This window comes from Ensifer sp. ENS06 (genome assembly GCF_014852205.1).
GTDB classification, from domain to species: Bacteria; Pseudomonadota; Alphaproteobacteria; order Rhizobiales; family Rhizobiaceae; genus Ensifer; species Ensifer adhaerens.
Genome location: NZ_JACVBC010000001.1, coordinates 1,170,864 through 1,189,896 on the forward strand (window position 1 = coordinate 1,170,864; position 19,033 = coordinate 1,189,896).

The 19,033-nt window shown below is 63.5% G+C and carries 16 protein-coding genes; 10 read left to right on the forward strand and 6 right to left on the reverse strand.

Going from position 1 to position 19,033, the window contains the following annotated elements:
* Nucleotides 1-24: 24 nt before the first annotated feature.
* Nucleotides 25-2,334 carry a Tex family protein gene (locus tag IB279_RS05810; protein WP_113189662.1) on the forward strand — a complete coding sequence of 770 codons (2,310 nt, stop codon included), beginning with the start codon at nt 25-27 and terminating at the stop codon, nt 2,332-2,334.
* Nucleotides 2,335-2,529: 195 nt separating this feature from the next.
* A complete protein-coding gene (locus IB279_RS05815) occupies nt 2,530-2,847 on the forward strand; it encodes a hypothetical protein (protein ID WP_034804097.1) in 318 nt (105 codons plus the stop codon).
* 33 nt (nt 2,848-2,880) lie between these two features.
* Here IB279_RS05815 and rkpK read toward each other — a convergent pair whose 3' ends face one another.
* The 3 genes from rkpK to IB279_RS05830 all read right to left on the reverse strand — a co-directional run bounded on the left by rkpK (nt 2,881) and on the right by IB279_RS05830 (nt 5,781).
* Complete coding sequence (rkpK, locus tag IB279_RS05820; RefSeq protein WP_060522103.1) at nt 2,881-4,194, reverse strand: UDP-glucose 6-dehydrogenase; 1,314 nt, start codon at nt 4,192-4,194, stop codon at nt 2,881-2,883.
* A gap of 169 nt (nt 4,195-4,363) precedes the next feature.
* A complete protein-coding gene (locus IB279_RS05825) occupies nt 4,364-5,380 on the reverse strand; it encodes an NAD-dependent epimerase (protein WP_034804092.1) in 1,017 nt (338 codons plus the stop codon).
* A gap of 77 nt (nt 5,381-5,457) precedes the next feature.
* Entirely contained in the window at nt 5,458-5,781 is a 324-nt protein-coding gene (locus IB279_RS05830; RefSeq protein WP_034804089.1) for a helix-turn-helix transcriptional regulator, read from the reverse strand.
* A 50-nt stretch (nt 5,782-5,831) separates the two neighbouring features.
* Between IB279_RS05830 and IB279_RS05835 the strand changes: the two genes are divergently transcribed.
* Nucleotides 5,832-6,314 carry an SRPBCC domain-containing protein gene (locus tag IB279_RS05835; RefSeq protein WP_192339126.1) on the forward strand — a complete coding sequence of 161 codons (483 nt, stop codon included), beginning with the start codon at nt 5,832-5,834 and terminating at the stop codon, nt 6,312-6,314.
* A 103-nt stretch (nt 6,315-6,417) separates the two neighbouring features.
* Here IB279_RS05835 and IB279_RS05840 read toward each other — a convergent pair whose 3' ends face one another.
* Nucleotides 6,418-7,161: a L,D-transpeptidase gene (locus tag IB279_RS05840; RefSeq protein ID WP_034804083.1), complete on the reverse strand. Its 744-nt coding sequence runs from the start codon at nt 7,159-7,161 to the stop codon at nt 6,418-6,420.
* Between the two features lie 214 nt (nt 7,162-7,375).
* Here IB279_RS05840 and recO point away from each other — a divergent pair, with 214 nt between their 5' ends.
* Nucleotides 7,376-8,122, forward strand: a complete 747-nt coding sequence (recO, locus tag IB279_RS05845) for a DNA repair protein RecO (RefSeq protein ID WP_113189661.1) — start codon at nt 7,376-7,378, stop codon at nt 8,120-8,122.
* Between the two features lie 16 nt (nt 8,123-8,138).
* The gene (locus tag IB279_RS05850; RefSeq protein WP_034804064.1) at nt 8,139-8,648 is read left to right on the forward strand and encodes a PaaI family thioesterase; all 510 of its coding nucleotides are present in this window, start codon (nt 8,139-8,141) and stop codon (nt 8,646-8,648) included.
* A gap of 239 nt (nt 8,649-8,887) precedes the next feature.
* Here the strand turns inward: IB279_RS05850 and IB279_RS05855 are convergent, their stop codons facing one another.
* Nucleotides 8,888-10,900 (reverse strand): PhoX family phosphatase, encoded by a 2,013-nt coding sequence (locus IB279_RS05855; protein ID WP_060580949.1) that lies wholly within the window; start codon nt 10,898-10,900, stop codon nt 8,888-8,890.
* A gap of 195 nt (nt 10,901-11,095) precedes the next feature.
* Here IB279_RS05855 and IB279_RS05860 point away from each other — a divergent pair, with 195 nt between their 5' ends.
* From IB279_RS05860 to IB279_RS05870, 3 genes are all read left to right on the forward strand, one after another.
* Nucleotides 11,096-13,969: a DUF2339 domain-containing protein gene (locus tag IB279_RS05860; protein ID WP_113189660.1), complete on the forward strand. Its 2,874-nt coding sequence runs from the start codon at nt 11,096-11,098 to the stop codon at nt 13,967-13,969.
* A 6-nt stretch (nt 13,970-13,975) separates the two neighbouring features.
* Complete coding sequence (locus IB279_RS05865; RefSeq protein ID WP_034804057.1) at nt 13,976-14,632, forward strand: HD domain-containing protein; 657 nt, start codon at nt 13,976-13,978, stop codon at nt 14,630-14,632.
* Nucleotides 14,633-14,812: 180 nt separating this feature from the next.
* Nucleotides 14,813-15,664, forward strand: coding sequence for an MOSC domain-containing protein (locus IB279_RS05870; RefSeq protein ID WP_034804054.1), 852 nt, complete (start codon nt 14,813-14,815; stop codon nt 15,662-15,664).
* Between the two features lie 42 nt (nt 15,665-15,706).
* On the opposite strand, the gene IB279_RS05875 is transcribed toward IB279_RS05870, so the two are convergent.
* Nucleotides 15,707-16,639 carry a phytanoyl-CoA dioxygenase family protein gene (locus IB279_RS05875; protein WP_113189659.1) on the reverse strand — a complete coding sequence of 311 codons (933 nt, stop codon included), beginning with the start codon at nt 16,637-16,639 and terminating at the stop codon, nt 15,707-15,709.
* Between the two features lie 129 nt (nt 16,640-16,768).
* Between IB279_RS05875 and IB279_RS05880 the strand changes: the two genes are divergently transcribed.
* Both IB279_RS05880 and IB279_RS05885 read left to right on the forward strand, forming a co-directional pair.
* The gene (locus IB279_RS05880; RefSeq protein ID WP_113189658.1) at nt 16,769-17,635 is read left to right on the forward strand and encodes an AraC family transcriptional regulator; all 867 of its coding nucleotides are present in this window, start codon (nt 16,769-16,771) and stop codon (nt 17,633-17,635) included.
* Nucleotides 17,636-17,733: 98 nt separating this feature from the next.
* Nucleotides 17,734-18,972: an MFS transporter gene (locus IB279_RS05885; RefSeq protein ID WP_034804045.1), complete on the forward strand. Its 1,239-nt coding sequence runs from the start codon at nt 17,734-17,736 to the stop codon at nt 18,970-18,972.
* Nucleotides 18,973-19,033 lie beyond the last annotated feature (61 nt).

Here is a 19,033-nt window from a genome sequence, read left to right on the forward strand (position 1 = left end):
AAACAGCAAAGACGGAATTCCCATATGGCCAGCCCTGCAAAACCCATCGCCGCCATCATCGCCAGCGAAATCAAGGCGACACCTTCGCAGGTCGTCGCGGCGGTCGAGCTGCTCGACGAGGGCGCCACGGTGCCGTTCATCGCGCGTTACCGCAAGGAAGTGACGGGCGGGCTCGACGATACGCAGCTGCGTATGCTTTCGGAACGGCTGACCTATCTGCGCGAACTCGAGGCGCGCCGTGCATCGATCCTCGAATCGATCCGCGGCCAGGACAAGCTGACCGCCGAACTCGAAGCCAAGATCGCCGCCGTCGAAACCAAGGCCGAACTCGAAGACATCTATCTGCCCTATAAGCCAAAGCGCCGCACCAAGGCGGAAATCGCCCGCGAGCGTGGCCTCGGGCCTCTGGCAGAAGCGATCCTTGCTGATCGCTCCATAGCACCTGCCGACCGCGCCGCGGCCTTCCTGACTGCAGAGGTGGCCGATGTGAAGACGGCGCTCGATGGTGCGCGCGATATCATCGCCGAAGGCATGACGGAGAATGCCGATCTGCTCGGCCGCCTGCGCAACCACATGAAGGGGGCCGCCTTCCTGCGCGCCAAGGTCGTCGATGGCAAACAGGAGGCGGGTGCCAAGTTCTCCGACTACTTCGATCATTCCGAGCGCTGGGCGACGACGCCAGGCCATCGCGCCCTGGCCATGCTGCGCGGCTGGAACGAAGAGGTGCTGTCCGTCGATATCGTCGTCGACCAGGATGATACCTCGCCGGTCAAGCCGGTCGAGCGCATGATCGCTGCCGCCTACAATGTCGGTGGCCACCTGCCGGGCGACAAGTGGCTTGCCGAGATGATCGGCTGGACCTGGCGCGTGAAGCTCTCCATGTCGCTGTCGCTCGATCTCATGCGCGAACTGCGTGAGCGCGCCGAGGAAGAGGCGATCCACGTCTTTGCCCGCAACCTCAAGGATCTGCTGCTGGCCGCACCTGCGGGATCGCGGGCGACCATGGGGCTTGATCCGGGCATCCGCACCGGCGTCAAGGTCGCCATCGTCGACGGCACCGGCAAGTTGCTCGAAACCACAACCGTCTACCCGTTTCCGCCGAAGAACGATGTCCGCGGCACCCAGGCGGAACTCGCTTCGCTCATTCGCAAGCACAAGGTGGAGCTGATCGCCATCGGCAACGGCACCGGCAGCCGCGAAACCGAAAAGCTCGTGGCCGACATGCTCTCGCAGCTCCCGGCGCCGAAGCCGACCAAGGTCATCGTTTCCGAAGCCGGCGCCTCGGTTTACTCGGCTTCCGAAACCGCCGCCCTGGAATTCCCGGGCCTCGACGTTTCGCTGCGCGGTGCGGTCTCGATCGCCCGCCGCCTGCAGGATCCGTTGGCTGAACTCGTGAAGATCGAGCCGAAGTCAATCGGCGTCGGCCAGTACCAGCACGATGTCGACCAGTCGAAGCTCAGCCGTTCGCTGGATGCGGTGGTGGAAGACGCGGTGAATGCCGTCGGTGTCGACGTCAACACGGCTTCTGCGCCGCTGCTGGCGCGCGTTTCAGGCCTCGGAAAATCCTCCGCCGAGGCGATCGTCGCTCATCGCGATGCGACCGGCCCGTTTGCGAGCCGCAAGGAACTGTTGAACGTGCCACGGCTCGGCGCGCGCACCTTCGAGCAGTGCGCGGGCTTCCTGCGCATTCCCAACGGCAAAGAGCCGCTCGACGCCTCCTCGGTCCACCCGGAGGCCTATGGTGTCGCCAAGAAAATTGTTGCTGCCTGTGGTCGCGACGTACGTGCGCTGATGGGCGACAGCGTCGCGCTGAAGAGCCTCGATCCGAAGGTTTTCGTCGACGAGCGCTTCGGCTTGCCAACGGTCAAGGACATCCTTGCGGAACTGGAAAAGCCCGGTCGCGACCCGCGCCCGAGCTTCAAGACCGCAACCTTCGCCGACGGTATCGACGACATCAAGGACCTGAAGGTCGGCATGCAGCTCGAGGGCACCGTGACCAATGTCGCCGCCTTCGGCGCCTTCGTCGACATCGGCGTGCACCAGGACGGCCTCGTGCATGTGTCCCAGCTCGCGGATCGCTTCGTCAAGGATCCGCATGAGGTGGTAAAGGCCGGCGATGTGGTGACCGTTCGTGTCACGGAGGTCGATGTTCCGCGCAAGCGGATCGGCCTCACCATGCGCAAGGATGGTGGCGCCGAGACGGGCCGCGAGCCGCGGTCGGGCGCGGCGGGCGGCAACAACAATCGTGGTCCCGTGCCGCGCCAGCAGAAGCCGCAGCAACCGGCTCAGGGCGCCTTCGGTGCGGCGCTGATGGAAGCGATGAAGCGCAAATAGGGCAGGCCTTCGCCGCGGGCGCATCCGGCGTCCCCGGCCGCATGCTCTATAAATTAGCTAATTGTAATAATCTGGCCTTTCCACCATACTGACTGCAGGGCGGCGCGGACATATTGTGCCCATGCCGCAGCCGGCCGGCGACGGAAAGGTCAACGCAAACTCCTTCGCCGGGCGTCCGGTGAAAGGAGTTCGGTGATGGTGGGCAGTGCGATCCGCGGCCTGGCATTGGTCGCCCTCTTGGCGGCGGGCGTGGCGGCGCGTCCCGTTCCCGCGATCTCCCAGGCTCCGGTCAATTGTGCCGACCGGTCCGAAGTGATCGCGTTTCTGACGCGGCAATATCAAGAGAAGCAGGCGGCAACTGCGCTGATCAACCAGCAGGCGATCATGGAGATTTACGCTGCCGACAACGGCAGCTGGACGCTGATCGTCACCGACGTCAATGGGCGAAGCTGCGTCATCCTCGCCGGCAAGAGCTGGGAAACCCTGCCACCCTTGCCGATACCGAAAGCCTAGCTTCTTGGGGCTGAGCGGGCGCAGCCGCTCCTGTCAGAGCGACCGGCCGACGCTCGAATAGCTGAAGCCGTGCTTTACCACCTCGTCCTCGCGGTAAATGTTCCTGAGGTCGACGAGAATGGGCGTCTTCATCACGGTCTTGAGCCGGCGGAAATCAAGCGCCCGGAACTCGTTCCATTCGGTAACGATCACCAGCGCATCGGCTTCGTTGGCGGCCTCGTAGGGGTCGCTGGCGTAGTCGATCCCGTCGATCACCTTCTTCGCGTTTTCCATGCCCTCCGGGTCATAGCCGATGACATGGGCGCCAGCGTCCTGCAGCGTCTGGACGACCACGATCGCCGGGCTGTCGCGCATGTCGTCGGTGTTGGGCTTGAAAGTGAGGCCGAGGATCGCGATCTTGCGGCCGCGCACGTCCCCGCCGGCCGCTGCGATGACCTTGCGGCCCATGGCCCGCTTGCGGTTGTCGTTGACGGCCACCGTCGTCTCGACCAGTCGCACCGGGCTGTCATAATCCTGCGCGGTCTTCACCAGCGCCAGGGTGTCCTTCGGGAAGCACGATCCGCCGTAACCTGGACCGGCATGCAGGAATTTCGAGCCGATTCGGCCATCGAGGCCGATGCCGCGGGCGACATCCTGCACATTGGCACCGACCCGCTCGCAGAGATCCGCCATCTCGTTGATGAAGGTGATCTTCATCGCGAGGAACGCATTGCCGGCATATTTGATCAGCTCGGACGTGCGGCGCGAGGTGAAGACCAGCGGCGACTGGTTGAGATAGAGCGGACGATAGACCTCGGTCATCACGTCCCGCGCCCGCGCGTCGTCGCCCGAAAGGCCGATGACGATGCGGTCGGGCCGCTTGAAGTCCTCGATCGCGGCACCCTCGCGCAGGAATTCCGGGTTGGAAACGACGGCGAAATCGGCGTCCGGATTGGTTTCGCGGATGATGCGCTCGACCTCGTCGCCGGTGCCGACCGGAACGGTCGATTTCGTCACGATCACGGTGAACCCCTTGAGGTTCTCGGCAATCTCGCGCGCAGCCGCATGCACATAGGAAAGGTCGGCATGGCCGTCACCGCGCCGTGACGGCGTGCCGACCGCAATGAAGATGACATCGCTGTCGGCGACGGCGGCAACGAGATCAGTCGTGAAGGTAAGGCGGCCCGAAGCGACGTTGCTGGCCACCAACTGGTCGAGACCGGGTTCGAAGATCGGAATGCGCCCCTGCATCAAGGCGTCGATCTTGCTCTCATCCTTGTCGAGACAAACGACGTCGTGACCGAAGTCCGCAAAACACACGCCGGAAACAAGGCCAACATAGCCGGCGCCGATCATCGTGATTTTCATAGGCTCTTTCCCTTGTTGTGTTCCACAGCGAGCTCAGTTCATAGAACGTGCAATTGCGTATTTTTGCAATTGCTTATGCGCTCAGGTTCACACCCATTTATGCTCGATTGCGCTTAAAGCAAGCCGTCCCGCCAGCAGAATAATCCGTGGGGAGTAGCTGGTGAGCGGCTCACCGGTTCGCGTTGTAGTAATCCTTGTACCAGGCAGCGAAGCGCGCCACGCCCTCTTCGACAGAAAGCGAGGGCTTGAAATTGGTCAGCGCTTCGAGAAGGTGGGGGGAGGCGTAGGTGCGGGGCACATCGCCCTGCTGCATCGGCAGCATGTTGCGCACCGCCGGCTTGCCGACCGCCTTCTCGACCGTTTCGACGAAGGTCATCAGTTCGACCGGCTGCCCGCCGCCAATGTTGACTACGCGGAAAGGCCCCTGGCGCGAGAGCGTGTCCTCGGCCTTTTCCTCCGCCACGCGGTTTTCTTCCGCCGGCGCCACATGGGAAAGCCGGAGAATGCCTTCGACCAGGTCGTCGATATAGGTGAAGTCGCGGCTCATGCGGCCTTCGCCATAGATATCGATCGGCTGTCCCTTGTGGATGGCATCGACGAACTTGAACAACGCCATGTCGGGCCGCCCCCAGGGGCCGTAGACCGTGAAGAAGCGGAAGGCAGTGGTCGGCACCTTGTAGAGATGGGCATAGCTGTGCGCCATCAGCTCCATCGACTTCTTGGTGGCGGCATAGAGCGTCATCGGCTCGTCGGCACGGTCGGTTTCGGCAAACGGGATTTTTTCGTTGGCGCCGTAGATCGAGGAGGTCGAGGCCAGCATCAGGTGCTTAGGGTTAAGCTCCCGCGCCAGTTCCAGCATGTTCCAGGAGCCGACCAGGTTGGAATCCACATAGGCCTTCGGGTTTTCGAGGCTGTAGCGCACACCCGCCTGGGCGGCGAGGTGGATGATGACTTCGGGTTCGGCGAGCTCGGCCGCCCGGCGCAGCGCGTCTCTGTCCTCAAGCATGCCGACGACGGGCTTGAAGCCGTTCGAGCGAGCGAGGATCGCGTGCCGATTCTCTTTCAGGGTCACGTCGTAATAGGGGGTCATCCCGTCGAAGCCGACAACGAAATGCCCTTCGTCGATCAGCCGCTTGGCGAGGTGAAAGCCGATGAAGCCTGCGGTGCCGGTGATGAGGTAGCGCACGACGATGTCCCCAATTTACGTATCGGCCGTTCATACGAAGAAAGCCGATCGATTGAAAGCCGAAACCATCGGTCTGGTTACCGGTCGAGGTCCTGTTGCAGGGCGGACAGCACCGACATCGCATGGCCGGCATACTGGCTGATCCAGCGATCATGGATCGCTTGGATCGGCAATGCGTTCAGATGGTTCCAGCGTTCACGCCCCTCGCGGCGGACGAGTACGAGCTCGGCCTGCTCAAGGACTTTCAGGTGCTGCATGACCGTACAGCGGTCGAGATTGCTGAAGCGCTCGCAGAGCATGCCGGTGGTCTGCGGCTCCTGGCGCATGGCGTCGAGCATCTGCCGGCGCAGCCCGTTGGCGAGCGCCTTGAATACCAGGTCGTCTTTCGAATCGGTTGACATGTTATGTTTCTATAACATACTCTTGTTGGCCCCGACAGGAGGAATACGCCATGCCCTTTGAATTTCGTGTGAACGGACGGATCGGCCGCCCTGTCGCCCAGGTATTTGATGCGGTCGTCAATCCGGACCAGCTCAGCCGCTACTTCGTGACGCTCGGCGGCATCAGCGGGCCGCTGGTGGCCGGCGCAACCGTGAGCTGGTGGGGCGAGGTGCCGATCCAGGTGGAGGTGGTCGAGCCCAACGAGCGTATCGTCTTTTGCTGGGGCGCCATGGTCGCCGAGGGCGAGGATGCCTACCAGACCCGTGTGGAGATGCGCTTCCAGCCGCTGGAGGATGGCGCCACGATGGTGACGATCGCCGAAACCGGCTGGCGCGAGAACGCGCAGGGGCAGAAGAGCTCCTACGTCAACTGCGAGGGCTGGTCGCAGATGCTCGCCTGTATGAAGGCCTGGCTCGAATACGGCATCAACCTGCGCGACGGCTATTACCTCAGCGAACTCTCAGGCAAGCCGGCGCTCGAGCCGCAGGCCTAGCCGGCCGGTCGTCTGCAGTGCGGCGCCGACTTGAGCGACGGGCGTTAATGTGCCTGAATGCGCCGGGCGTCACTGAGGCGCGCCCGGCTGAGCATTCGGCGTCTCAATACATCGGAGGAAGGCCGCCATTGGCGGCGCTCGCCATGGGAATGCCGCCGGCCGGCTCCGTCATCGGCGGTTCGGCCTGCAGCACGACGACGCGCGAATCGACCGGTACGCGGCTGTAGAGGTCGATGATATCGGGATTGAAGAGACGGATGCAGCCGCTGGACACGGCCTTGCCGATCGACCAGGCCTCGGTCGTGCCGTGGATGCGGAACAGCGTGTCGCGGTTGCCCTGGAATAGATAGAGCGCGCGGGGGCCAAGCGGGTTGCGCACGCCCGGCTCCATGCCGCCGGCAAGCGGGCCGTAACGTTCCGGCTCGCGCGCCACCATCTCTTGCGTAGGCGTCCAGCGCGGCCATTCGGCCTTGCGCGCGATTCGCGCTTCACCTTCGAACTCAAGGCCGGCCTTGCCGACGCCGATGCCGTAGCGCATCGCCATGCCGCCATCCTGCACGAGGTAAAGGAAGCGGTTCTGGGTATCGATCACGATCGTGCCCGGCGGCTCATGCGTCTGGTAGGCGACCTGCTGGCGCAGATAGCGCTTGTCGACCTTGCTGATGTCGATGGCATCCAGTGGGAATTTCTCGTTCGGCAGCGGGCCGTACATCGCCACGTAGTATGGATCCGGTCCCTTCGGCTTGGCTGGCCCCGACGTGGTGACGCAGCTTGCGAGCGTCGAGGTGGCGAGAAGAAGGGCGAAGAGCTGCGCCAGGCGGCCGGCGCTGTTCCGGGACACACACATAATAAAGTTTTGATCCTGCTGATTGTCATTTTCGGGCGGGAGACACGGCTTTTGCCGCCCTTCCGTTCTAATGTCAAAGACGGCGTCGGGGCGGCGACAGCATGTCGCAAATGAGGCAACCATTAGGTGTGGCCGAAAGGCTACAGTCGGCAATGGCGTTTTGCTTCCGCAAGACAGCTTGATCCGCTTTCGACCGCGGGTGTATGCCGTAGCCATGCAATGGAGCGATCAGGCCATCATTCTCGGGATCCGGCGGCACGGCGAAAGCTCGGCCATTGTCGAGGTCATGAGCGCTACCCACGGCCGGCATCTCGGCATGGTGCGCTCGGGGCGTTCGCGCACGATGCAGCCGGTGCTGCAGCCGGGCAACTCGGTGGAGGTCACCTGGCGCGCCCGGCTCGACGAGCACATGGGCGAATTCCGGATCGAACCGGTGGAGCTGCGGGCCGCCCGGCTGATGGAAACGGCGACCTCGGTCTATGGTATCCAGGCGCTCGGCGCTCTCCTTAGGCTGCTTCCCGAGCGCGACCCGCATCCGCATCTCTATGAGGCGCTGGCCGTCATCGTCGACCATCTCGCCGATCCCGCCGACGCCGGCGAATTGTTCGTCCGTTTCGAACTCGCAGTCCTCAACGACCTCGGCTTCGGGCTCGATCTCACCGAATGCGTTGCAACCGGCGCTCGTACCGAACTCGTCTATGTCTCGCCGAAATCGGGCAGGGCGGTCTGCCGGGAGGCCGGAGAGCGTTATGCCGACCGCATGTTGGCGTTGCCGGACTTCCTTTCGGCCGAAGCGCGAAGGGCTGCGGATCACGACAGCCTCGCCGCCGCCTTCCGCCTGACCGCCTTCTTCCTCCACCGCCATGTCTATGAGCCGCGCGGCCTCGACGTTTCTTCCGCCCGCGACGGTTTCGTCCATGCGGCGCTGAAGGCGCTGAAAGCGCAATCCTCAGCCGCCTGATTCCCAGGAGTTATCGATGTACCAAGAGCTTTATCCCGGCATGTCCGTATCCGGCGTCGGCGTGCTGTCGCTCGACCGCGTCGCCCGCGATGGCGGTCTCAAGGCAATGCAGGATCTTTTGAGCGGCGAGCTGCCGGCGCCGCCGATGTCGAAGACGCTGAAGTTCGGGTTGAGCGAAGTCGAGGAGGGTCGGGTGGTCTTCAAGGGGCTGCCGACCGAGGAACACCTCAATCCGCTTGGCACAGTGCATGGCGGATGGACGGCAACGATCATGGATTCGGCCCTCGGCTGCGCTGTCTTCACCACCGTCAAACCTGGGGAGGCCTATACGACGGTCGAGTTCAAGGTGAACCTCGTGCGGCCGCTGCTGCCCGATATGGGCGAGGTCTTCTGCGAGGGGCGCATCGTGCATCGTGGCCGCACCATCGCGACCTCCGAAGCCTGGCTGCGCGACCGTAACGGCAAGCTGCTCGCCCACGGCACCGAAACCTGCGCCATCTTCCCGATCGACAATCTCAGGCGTTAAAGCAATTCCAGGAAAAGTGCGAAGCGGTTTTCCGTCCGGAATTGCGTCACTTCAAGCTGAGCAATTCCAGGAAAAGTGCGAAGCGGTTTTCCGCCCGGAATTGCGTCACTTCAAGCTGAGCAATTCCAGGAAAAGTGCGAAGCGGTTGTCTGCCCGGAATTGCGTCGCTCAAGCAATGTCGGAAGCAAGAAACGCCGCGCAGAATGGCGCGGCGTTCCTCTTTGTAATCGCAGTCCTGATCAGCCGATGCGACCGCCGCCCTGCTTCGTTACGGCGACGACAGCCGGGCGTACCGGCATGTCGTCCTGGAAGTCCGGCCAGCGGGTGGCCGGCGTCTCGTAAGTTGCAAGGCCGGCGTCGCCTGGGTGCTGGACGGCGAGGAAGAATGTGTCTGAGGTCGGGTTGAAGCAGGGGCCGCACATTTCGGCGCCGACCGGCACGCGGAAGAAGAGCTTCGACGTGCCACGGGCGGCGCCGTCCGTGTCGATCGCCCAGATGCCGTCGGTGCGGCCGGTGTCCTTTTCGTTGTTGCCGTCGGTCGATACCCAGAGGCGGCCATCGGTGTCGATGGCGCAATTGTCGGGCATGCCGAACCAGCCGTTCTTGGTGGTGGCAGTCGAGAACGAAGCGCCGACCTCGGCAACGCTCGGATCGCCGCACTTCAAGAGAACGTCCCAGCGGCTCTTCAGCGACGCGAAGTCGCCGTCGGTCTCGGTGATCTCGACGATGTGGCCGAAGGCGTTCTTGGCGCGCGGGTTGGCCGCGTCGACTTCTTCGGCCTTGCGCTTGGTGTTGTTGGTCAGCATCACGTAGACCTTGCCCGTCTTCGGGTTCGGCTGAACGTCTTCCGGACGGTCCATCTTGGTGGCACCGAGCGCGTCGGAGGCAAGACGGGTGTTGATCAGCACGTCCGCCTGCGAGGCAAAGCCGTTGGCTTCGGTCAGCGGGCCTTCGCCGTGCGTCAGCGGCATCCAGGTGACGGTGCCGTCTTCGTCGAACTTGGCGACATAGAGTGTGCCCTCGTCGAAGAGGTCCATGTTGGCGGCGCGATCGTCAGGGTTGAACGTGCCCTTGGTCACGAACTTGTAGACATAGTCGTAGCGCTCGTCGTCGCCGGAATAGAGCACGACGCGGCCGTCCTTGTTGACGATCGATTCGCAGCCTTCGTGCTTGAAACGGCCGAGGGCTGTGCGCTTCTTCGGCACCGACGTCGGATCAAGCGCGTCGACCTCGACGATCCAGCCGAAGCGATTGGCTTCGTTCGGCTCTTTGGAGACGTCGAAACGGTCGTAGAAGGACGCCCATTCATACTGGCCGCCCGGTGCGCCCAGCCGCTTCAGCTGCTTGTATTCCGGATGGTCCTCGGCAATCTCGCCGCCAAAATAGCCGTTGAAGTTTTCTTCGGCCATCATGTAGGTGCCCCAGGCGGTGACGCCGCCGGCGCAGTTGTTGAGCGTGCCGAACACCTTTTTGCCGGTCGGGTCGGACGGCGTCTTCAGGCGGTCGTGACCGGCGGCCGGGCCGGTGATCTGCATCTCGGTGTTGACGGTGATGCGACGGTTGTTCTTGCCGTCGAGAACCGGCTGCCACTTGCCGTCGACCTTGCGGATCTCGATGATCGTGCCGCCATGTGCGGCCATCTCGATGTCGACCAGCTCCTTGCTGTATTCGCCGAGAACGACCTTCTCTTCCTCGACTTCCTTGCCGTCCTTCGTCACCTTTTCCTTCACGACGCTGGCGAAGGCCGGGAACATCAGTTCGGCATTGGTGTATTCGTGGTTGACGACGAGCAGGCCGTGGTCGGCGCTGCCGTCGAGCGGGATGAAGCCAACATAGTCGTTGTTGTAGCCGAACAGCTTTTCCTGGGCAGCGGCCGTCTGGTTCTTCGGGTCGAACTCCGGGCTGTCGGCGAAGATCTTGTCGCCCCAGCGAAGCAGGACGTCGGCATCGTAACCTTCGGCGACATGGTGCTTTTCGTCGACGCCGGCTTCGATCTCGGTAAAGTCGAAGCGCGAACCGTCCTCGGCGCGTGCCTCTTCGGCGGTCAGGAGAGCGAGCGGGCTGACGGTGGTCGAGATCGCGGCAACTGCCAGCGAGCCGCCGATGAACGACCGGCGCGAGAAGCGGCGGTGGATGATGTCGCCCATTGTCGGATTGGCGGAACAGTTGTGGCCGACGTCTTCCAGCTCTTCCCTGCGTTCCGTCAGCGTCTTGAATTCGGTCTCTTCCGTCTGGGCGAGATGCTTGTCCATGATCGGGTCTCCTGGTTGAACGATGGAAACCACCGCGCAAGGCAGCGGTGTTCATCCGCCTGTACCAGCTGCCCCATGACAGTTCTGCGACATTTCCGTGAAGAGATTACAGCGCTCGGCCGTCTATAGATTTGGCGCTTGCATAAAAGTCTGTATGGTTGCGCGCGCCGGCGATTGCGACTGCCAGGGGAAAGTATGTTCGAACTTATTGCTTTAGCTGCCTTTATTCTGGCCCTGTCCGCCTATCTCGGCAACCGAAGGACGACCGAGCGTCTTGGTGCCGAACTCGCCGCCCTCAAGGCGGAGGTCGTGGCGCTGAAGGCCGCTCCGGGGGGAGGCGCCCCGGCTGAAACGGCGACCGAGGCGTTTGCGGCTGCGGACGAGTTGTCGGCCATGTCGGAGACGCCGGAGCCAGAGACGCTGGACGATGCCGCCTTCTCGGCCAGTGCGCGCGAGGGCGCGCGGATTTTCGGCGATGCGGAAGGAGCCGCGGCCAAAATCGAGGGCGAGGAGACGATCGCTGCCAGCACGGAAGCACCGCAGCCGGTCGCAACCGTACCCCGTCAGACCGAAAGCCTGGAAAGTCGCCTCGGCGCCCGTTGGGCCGTCTGGGTTGGCGGCATCGCGTTGGCGCTCGGCGGCGTCTTCATGGTCAAGTATTCAATCGATGCCGGGCTGTTGAGCCCGGCGGTTCGCCTGACGCTTGCTGCCTTGTTCGGCCTCCTGCTGATGGCGGCGGGCGAGGTCATCCGTCGGCGCGCGGTGCCCGTGATCGCCAACGAATTCCAGAACGCCATGATCCCCGGCATCCTGACGGCGGCCGGTGCCGTCACCCTCTTCGGGGTCGCCTATGCCGCCTATGGCATCTACGACTATATCGGCACGGGCACGGCCTTCGTTCTCCTGGCGGCGATTTCGCTCGCCACGGTTGGTCTGTCGCTGCTGCATGGGCAGGCGCTCGCTGGCCTCGGCCTGCTTGCCTCGCTGATCACGCCGGCGCTGGTTTCGAGCAACGAACCGCGCCCCTGGGTTCTTTTCGGCTTCCTCGCGATCGTTTGGCTCGCGACCCTGCTTGCATCGCGGCTGCGCCGATGGACCGTAGTGCCGACGCTTGCCAATGTTGGCATAGGGCTCTGGGGCCTTGCCTATGTCGCTGCGGCATCGCCCTTCGAAGCACGGCCGGTCGCTTTCGTCCTGCTTGTGATGATCGCCGGCATCGGACTTATCTGGCCGGCCGCCATCGAACGGGAGCCAGTGGCAGAAGCGCGCGAAGTGCGTGATGCGACTGAAGGGTCCGAAATGCTGGAGCCGACCGAAGCGACAACCCGACCCCGGGCCGTCGTCGGGCCATGGGAACGCCTGTTCGTTCCACCGCACGCGGCAATCTCCATTTCGGCCGCGATCGTCGTCACCATGCTTGCGCTCCTCCTCATCAGCCCGGCAGTCTATGCGGTCCGCTTTCCGGTGGCGGAGTTTGCAGTTGTCGTTGCGGCGCTGGCGGCGTTGGGCGCCTGGCGGACAACGGCAGTCTATCCCGCCGTGCTTTCAGCGGTCGGCGCTGTTGCTGGCGTCTGGAGCCTGACGGCGCTGAGCGGCGTGCTCGCCTATCTCGATCCCTCGCTGGCCGACGCTCTTCCGGCAGTCGTCCTGCCCGGGCGCACCGCGATGATCACCGCAATGCTGCTTGCGGCGCTGTTCGTCGCACTCGGCGGTTTCGTGCTGTCGCGCCGGCTCGTCGCCCATCCGCAATATTCGACACTCTGGGCGGGCATCGCCGCGGTCGTTCCGGTCGCGCTCGTCGCGATGTCGTTCCTGATGACCGGCAACTATTCCTTCGACCTGCCGCACGGCCTGTTCTCACTCGTCGCCGGGGCGGCGCTGCTGGCGCTTGCGGACTGGCTCTACCGCCGCGAAAGCGAGGCGATGGCGCGCGATACGGCGGCCGGCTTGCTGGTGGCCGGCTCCTTCACCTTTCTCGTGCTTGCCCTCCACGCCTGGACGGATGGGCTGGTCACGACGCTTGCGATCGCCGTGCTTGGAACGGCCTATGCGCTCGCCACGCGGATCCGCACCTGGCCGATTCTTCCGTGGATGACTGGTGCAGCGGCCGTCGTCGTACTCGGGCGCATCGCCTGGGAGCCGACGATCGTCGGTGCCGGCAATCTCGGCACTACGCCCGTCTTCAATGCGCTGCTGCCGGGCTACGGCATTCCCGCCGTGCTGCTTGCAGGCTCCGCCTATTTCCTGAGATCCTGGCCAGGCACGCGCGTGCGCAACCTGCTGCAGGCGCTTGCCAGCCTTTTCGTGCTGTTGACGCTCGCGATCCTGGTGCGCCATGCGATGAACGGCGGCGTGCTCGACAGCGCGGTGCCGACCCTCGGCGAGCAGTCGATCTACACGCTGCTGGCAATCGGCGCCTCGGCGATCTTCATGAGCCTCGACATGAAATCACCGAGCCCGGTCTTCCGCTACGGCGGCATGGGCCTCGGCGTGCTCTCGATGCTGTCGGTGCTTTCGGCGCATCTCCTCGGCCTCAACCCCTATTTCAGCGGCGAACTGCTGGGGCGTATCCCGTTCTTCGACCTGCTGTTGATCGGTTATCTGTTACCGGGGCTCGGCTATGCGGGGCTCGCCTGGTATGCACGCGACAAGCGGCCCTTGCCCTATGTCATGGCACTTGCGGTCAGCGGCGCGGTGCTTGCTTTCGCCTGGGCAAGCCTCATGGTTCGCCGTGCCTGGCAGGGGGAAAACATCGCGGACTGGAAGGGCTTTCTGCAGGGCGAGACCTACACCTATTCGGTCGTCTGGCTGCTGCTCGGCGTGCTGCTGCTGGTGCTCGGCTCGCGCTTCCATGCCAAGAGCATCCGCATCGCGTCGGCCGTTCTGGTCTTTGTTGCCGTGCTGAAGGTGTTCCTGATCGACATGTCCAACCTCGAAGGTTTCCTGCGGGCTCTGTCCTTCATCGGCCTTGGCGGGGTATTGATCGGGATAGGGCTCTTCTACCAGAAGATCTTGTCCGGCGTTGGCGCTGCACCGACGGCGCCGGCAAAGCCTGCCGAACAGCAATAGGACATCATGACAGAGATTTCGAAACTCGCGGCCGCCTTCGCGCCGCATGAGGAACTTGCGGCGGCGTTGCTGCCGCATGCCTTCGCCGCCGATGACGGCTCGCACGATGCCGCACATCTGATCCGTGTCTGGAAGAATGCCGCCCGCATCCAGGCGGAGGAGGGCAGTGAGGCGCGTTTGCTCGCCGCCGCGGTGCTGCTGCATGACTGCGTCTCGGTCGAGAAGAACTCGCCCCTGCGCACGCAGGCATCACGACTGGCCGCCGAAAAGGCGACGGGCATTCTGAAAGATCTCGGTTGGGGCACGGATGAGATTGCCGCGGTGGCGCACGCCATCCTGACGCACAGCTTCTCGGCGAACATCCCGCCGGAAACCCTGGAGGCGAAGATCCTTCAGGATGCCGATCGGCTGGATGCGATCGGCATGGTCGGCGCTGCCCGCTGCTTCTACATCGCCGGGCGCATGGGCAGCGGCCTTTACGACCCGCTCGATCCGCTGGCTGAGGCGCGGGCGCTCGATGACAAGGCCTTCGCCATCGATCATTTCGAGACCAAGCTCTTCCGGCTCGCTGACGGGTTCAAGACCGAGGCCGGCCGCCGTCTGGCTCACGAGCGTGAGCAGCGGCTACGCGACGTGCTCGCCATGATGCTGGATGAAATCTAGTTGCCGGGAAGGGCGTGGGGCGCTTTTCTGCGAGCGATTGTGCCGCGCCGATTGCACCGGAACATTTCTCCGTTTCCATCAAACCGAGAAATGATCTAGGCCTTTCAACGGATTGCAGCCGCCCGGTGAATCGGATCGTCAGGCGCTTGAATCAGTTTTTGAAGATGGAAGGAACTGTCCATGAAGGTGACCGGCCTCAACATTCATCCGCTGAAGAGCGGTCGCGCGATTGCCCGCGAGACGGTCTCGGTCAATCTCGACGGCGTCGAGGGTGACCGGCGTTTCATGCTGATCCAGCCAGATGGGCGCTTTATCACCCAGCGCGAACTGCAGACATTGGCGCAGGTTGAGGCGAGCCACATCGATGGCGGCGTGCACCTGAGGATGGGTGAGCGGGAGATCTCCGTCCGCTTCGATCCGGACCGTCGTCTGAACGTCGTCGTTTGGGGCAGCGAGGTCGATGCCGCCGTGTCGGATGAAACGACGGACGAGGTTCTCTCTTCATGGTTCGGCCGCCCGGTCAGGCTCGCCCATATGGACGCCTCGGCCGAACGGCTCGTCGGCGCCGAATGGGCAGGAGCGGCCGCACCCGTCGGCTTTGCCGATGGCTTTCCGATCCTGATCACGACCACGGGTTCGCTTGCCGATCTCAACCGGACGCTTGCCGAAAAGGGCCAGGAACCGGTCGGCATGGAACGGTTCCGCACCAACATCCTCGTCGACTGCGATGAAGCCTGGGAGGAGGATTTCTGGGAGAGCGTCGAGATCGGCGGCATCCGCTTCGATCTCGTCAAACCCTGCTCGCGCTGCATCATGACGACCCAGGACCAGATCACCGGCGAGCGCATCGGCGGCAATCCGATCCAGGGGTTGGCGGAGAAGCGCATGTCGGCCGACCGCCGCGTGACCGGCGTGCTCTTCGGCTGGAATGCGGTGCCGCGCAGCGAAGGCACCGTGAAGCTCGGCGATGAGGTCAAGATCATCGGCCGACGCGGCGAGCGCTGGCCGATGAAGGTGCGTGCTTCGGCTTAGTTCAGAAGCAATTCCGGAAACGATCGCACGCGTTTCTCGGTATCAAGCCCAGGGCGTGATACCGAGAAGCTTGGCGCCCAGATCCGAAAGGCTGGCGGGGGAGGCGTTGTGCTTTTCCCATTCGCGCGGGTCGCCGGGAAAGGCGTCGCGCTTCGGATGGTCGAGCTCGCGCCACAGGCGCACCCGTTCCTCGCGCTCGGCGACATTGCCCCATTCCGCCGGATGCATCGAAATGTACTGCGCCATGCGCACGCGGCCGTCGGAATGATTGGGTCGCACGCCGTGGGCCAGCAGGCTGTTGAAGATCATCAGGTCGCCGGCCTCCATCTCGATGTTGACGGTCGAAAGACCAGTCATGTCGGGGTGCATCGGGTCGCGGTCGGCGCTTTGAGTCTTCTCCCAGCTTTCGAAGTTTTCGAACAGTTCCGGCACGCATTGGAAGCCGCCGACGTCGCCGTCCTGCTTCTTGAGGCTGAGCACGCCCTGAACGCCGATCGGCAGCGGCCGGATTGAGGTGTCGACGTCCCAATGTATGAAGCCGTTGGGATTGCCCTTGACCTTCTTCGGTGGGTTGAGGTTGGCGCGGTCGATCGTCACCCACAGGTCCTCGCGGTCCCAGATGTCGACGAAGGCGCCGTAGATGCGCGGCTCCTGGCGGTTGTCCCAGAGATACTGGTGATTGTAGATCTCCAGCATGCCGGTGTTGTTGAGTTCCTTCATCTTGTGCTCGCGTCGCTGCGGCGCATACCAGGTCGAAGGGGCGGCCGGATCCTTTTCGTCGAAGCGCCAGAGCAACTCGACGAGCCGCTCGACATTGGCCGCCGGTACCGCCTGACGAACGATGACGTAGCCCTTGGTGATCCAGTGCTGCCAGTCCGCTTCCGAAAGCACGCGCAACGGCAGCCGTTTCTGGATGTCCTTCAGTTGAATGTCGAGATGGGCTGCCGTCGGATGGCTGTCTCTAAGTGGCTGCATGGGTATCTCCTCGCCTCAGGAAGCTTGATTGGTGATGGAGAAAACCTAGACCTTTCACTGGTGCTGCTGTTGCACGAAGCCTGCGAAAACTGATACTATTCTGGCCTCTAAGGGGGTAAGCGGTGCAACATGAAGGCTGTTTTGCAGAAGATCTCGAGGCCGACCAATGCCTCATCAATCTTGCTCGACCGCCGGCTGGACGATTCCATCCCGTTCCAATGGCACCATCATCCCGAGTTCGAACTGACGCTGACGCTCAACTCGCGCGGCCAGCGCTTCATCGGAGACCATATCGGCGCCTATGAGGACGGCGATCTCGTGCTGGTCGGCTCCAACTTGCCGCACACCTGGCACTCCGCCGGCAAGGTCGATGAGGCCGAACCGCACGTGGCGCTGGTGCTTTGGTTCCATCCGGAATGGGTGGAGCGCCTGGAGGAGGGCTTCGTCGAACTCGCCGGCGTCAAGGCGATGTTCGAGCGTTCGGCTCCAGGGTTGGAGTTCACGCCGGAAGTGGCCACCCGCGTGCGGCCGCTGTTCGAAGGGTTGCGCCGGTTGGCGCCGGAGGAGCGCCTGCCGGACGTCCTGTCGATGCTGACGATCCTGGCGCGAGAGCAGGCGGTAACACCGCTGTCGAGCCGGGTCGTCACGCCATCAGGCCGATCGGTCGACCGCGGCCGCCTCGACCGGGTGCTCGACCATATCCACCTGCATTACGCCGAAAACCCGTCGATGGACGAACTCGCGGATCTGGCCGCGCTCAGCCTTTCCGGCCTGCATCGCCTGTTCCTGCGCCACCTCAACATGCCGGTCTCGGAATATCTGATGCGCCTGCGGATCGGCGAGGCCTGCGCGCTGCTCAGTGGTTCGGCGCGTTCGATCGCTCATGTCGCCGATGCCGTCGGCTACCGTTCGCTCGCCAACTTCAATCGCCAGTTCAAGGCGGCCAAGGGCATGACGCCGAGAGCGTTTCGCGACCGGTTCCGCAGCGCCGCTTGATCAAGGCATCAATTCCGGTGATTGCGGCGTCAATTTAATTGGCTTTTATCTGTTTTAGCAGCCGCCTAGGATCGCGCTCCATCAATCGGAGAGATTCCATGTCCGCTGTTTCCGGAGCATCCGCGCCGTCCAGTGCCCGTCAGGAGATGCCCTGGCTGATCATTGCGGCCGGCTCGGTCGTCGCGATGCTCACCTTCGGCCCGCGCTCGGCGATGGGCTTCTTCCAGCTGCCGATGCTCGCCGATACGGGCTGGGACAGGACGACCTTCGGCCTTGCCATGGCATTGCAGAACCTCTGCTGGGGCCTGAGTCAGCCCTTCTTCGGCGCGATCGCGGACAAGTTCGGAACGTGGCGCGTGCTCGCCATGTCGGGCCTTCTCTACGCTGCAGGGCTCTTCATCATGGCCTTCGCCAACGCGCCGATCTGGCTGCACATCGGCGGCGGAGTGCTCGTCGGCATGGCGGTGGGCTCCGGCTCCTTCGGCATCCTGCTCTCCGCCTTTGCCCGCAACGTCACGCCGCATCAACGGTCGCTCGCCTTCGGCATCTGCACGGCGGCAGGCTCGGCTGGCATGTTCCTGTTCGCGCCCCTGAGCCAGGGGCTGATCTCGGCCTATGGCTGGTCGGACAGCCTGGTCTATCTCGGTGTCCTCATGCTGGTGGTGCCGTTCTTCGCGATCCCGCTGCGCGGCAACGCGTCCTCCGGCCGCCAGAGCGAGGCGCAATTCAAGCAGTCGATCGGCGAGGCGCTGAAGGAGGCACTTGGCCACAAGAGCTACCTGCTGCTGGTTTCCGGCTTCTTCGTTTGCGGCTACCAGGTTGCCTTCATCACCGCGCACTTCCCGGCTTACATCGGCGATATCGGCATCGACGCGCGCTATGCGGTGATCGCGCTGGCACTCATCGGCTTCTTCAACATCATCGGTTCTCTGTCGGCGGGCTTCATCGCCCAGCGCTACTCGAAACCCTATTTCCTGGCGCTGATCTATATCGCGCGGTCGGTGGCGGTGACGGCCTTCCTGCTGCTGCCGCAGACGCCGACCTCGGTCATCGTCTTTGCCATCGTTATGGGCCTGCTCTGGCTTTCGACCGTGCCGCCGACCAATGCGCTGGTCGCGATCATGTTCGGTACGCGCCACCTCGGCCTGCTCGGCGGCATCGTCTTCCTGTCGCACCAGGTCGGCTCGTTCCTGGGCGTGTGGATGGGCGGCTACCTCTACGACCACTTCGGTTCCTACGATCCGGTGTGGTGGCTCGGTGTAGCCCTCGGCGTCTTCGCCGCAATCGTCCACTGGCCGATCGAGGAGAAGGGCGTGGCACGGCCGGCGATGGCCTGATCGCGAACCAAAATCAGAAGCGCCGCGAAAAGCGGCGCTTCTATTCTTGAATTCTGTCACA

Bases quoted from the DNA above. Each gene is read 5' to 3' on its own strand.
- IB279_RS05810 (WP_113189662.1), top strand. From the start codon at position 25: ATGGCCAGCCCTGCAAAACCCATCGCCGCCATCATCGCCAGCGAAATC.
- IB279_RS05815 (WP_034804097.1), top strand. From the start codon at position 2,530: ATGGTGGGCAGTGCGATCCGCGGCCTGGCATTGGTCGCCCTCTTGGCG.
- rkpK (WP_060522103.1), bottom strand. From the start codon at position 4,194: ATGAAAATCACGATGATCGGCGCCGGCTATGTTGGCCTTGTTTCCGGC.
- IB279_RS05830 (WP_034804089.1), bottom strand. From the start codon at position 5,781: ATGTCAACCGATTCGAAAGACGACCTGGTATTCAAGGCGCTCGCCAAC.
- IB279_RS05835 (WP_192339126.1), top strand. From the start codon at position 5,832: ATGCCCTTTGAATTTCGTGTGAACGGACGGATCGGCCGCCCTGTCGCC.
- IB279_RS05840 (WP_034804083.1), bottom strand. From the start codon at position 7,161: ATGTGTGTGTCCCGGAACAGCGCCGGCCGCCTGGCGCAGCTCTTCGCC.
- recO (WP_113189661.1), top strand. From the start codon at position 7,376: ATGCAATGGAGCGATCAGGCCATCATTCTCGGGATCCGGCGGCACGGC.
- IB279_RS05850 (WP_034804064.1), top strand. From the start codon at position 8,139: ATGTACCAAGAGCTTTATCCCGGCATGTCCGTATCCGGCGTCGGCGTG.
- IB279_RS05855 (WP_060580949.1), bottom strand. From the start codon at position 10,900: ATGGACAAGCATCTCGCCCAGACGGAAGAGACCGAATTCAAGACGCTG.
- IB279_RS05860 (WP_113189660.1), top strand. From the start codon at position 11,096: ATGTTCGAACTTATTGCTTTAGCTGCCTTTATTCTGGCCCTGTCCGCC.
- IB279_RS05865 (WP_034804057.1), top strand. From the start codon at position 13,976: ATGACAGAGATTTCGAAACTCGCGGCCGCCTTCGCGCCGCATGAGGAA.
- IB279_RS05870 (WP_034804054.1), top strand. From the start codon at position 14,813: ATGAAGGTGACCGGCCTCAACATTCATCCGCTGAAGAGCGGTCGCGCG.
- IB279_RS05875 (WP_113189659.1), bottom strand. From the start codon at position 16,639: ATGCAGCCACTTAGAGACAGCCATCCGACGGCAGCCCATCTCGACATT.
- IB279_RS05880 (WP_113189658.1), top strand. From the start codon at position 16,769: ATGAAGGCTGTTTTGCAGAAGATCTCGAGGCCGACCAATGCCTCATCA.
- IB279_RS05885 (WP_034804045.1), top strand. From the start codon at position 17,734: ATGTCCGCTGTTTCCGGAGCATCCGCGCCGTCCAGTGCCCGTCAGGAG.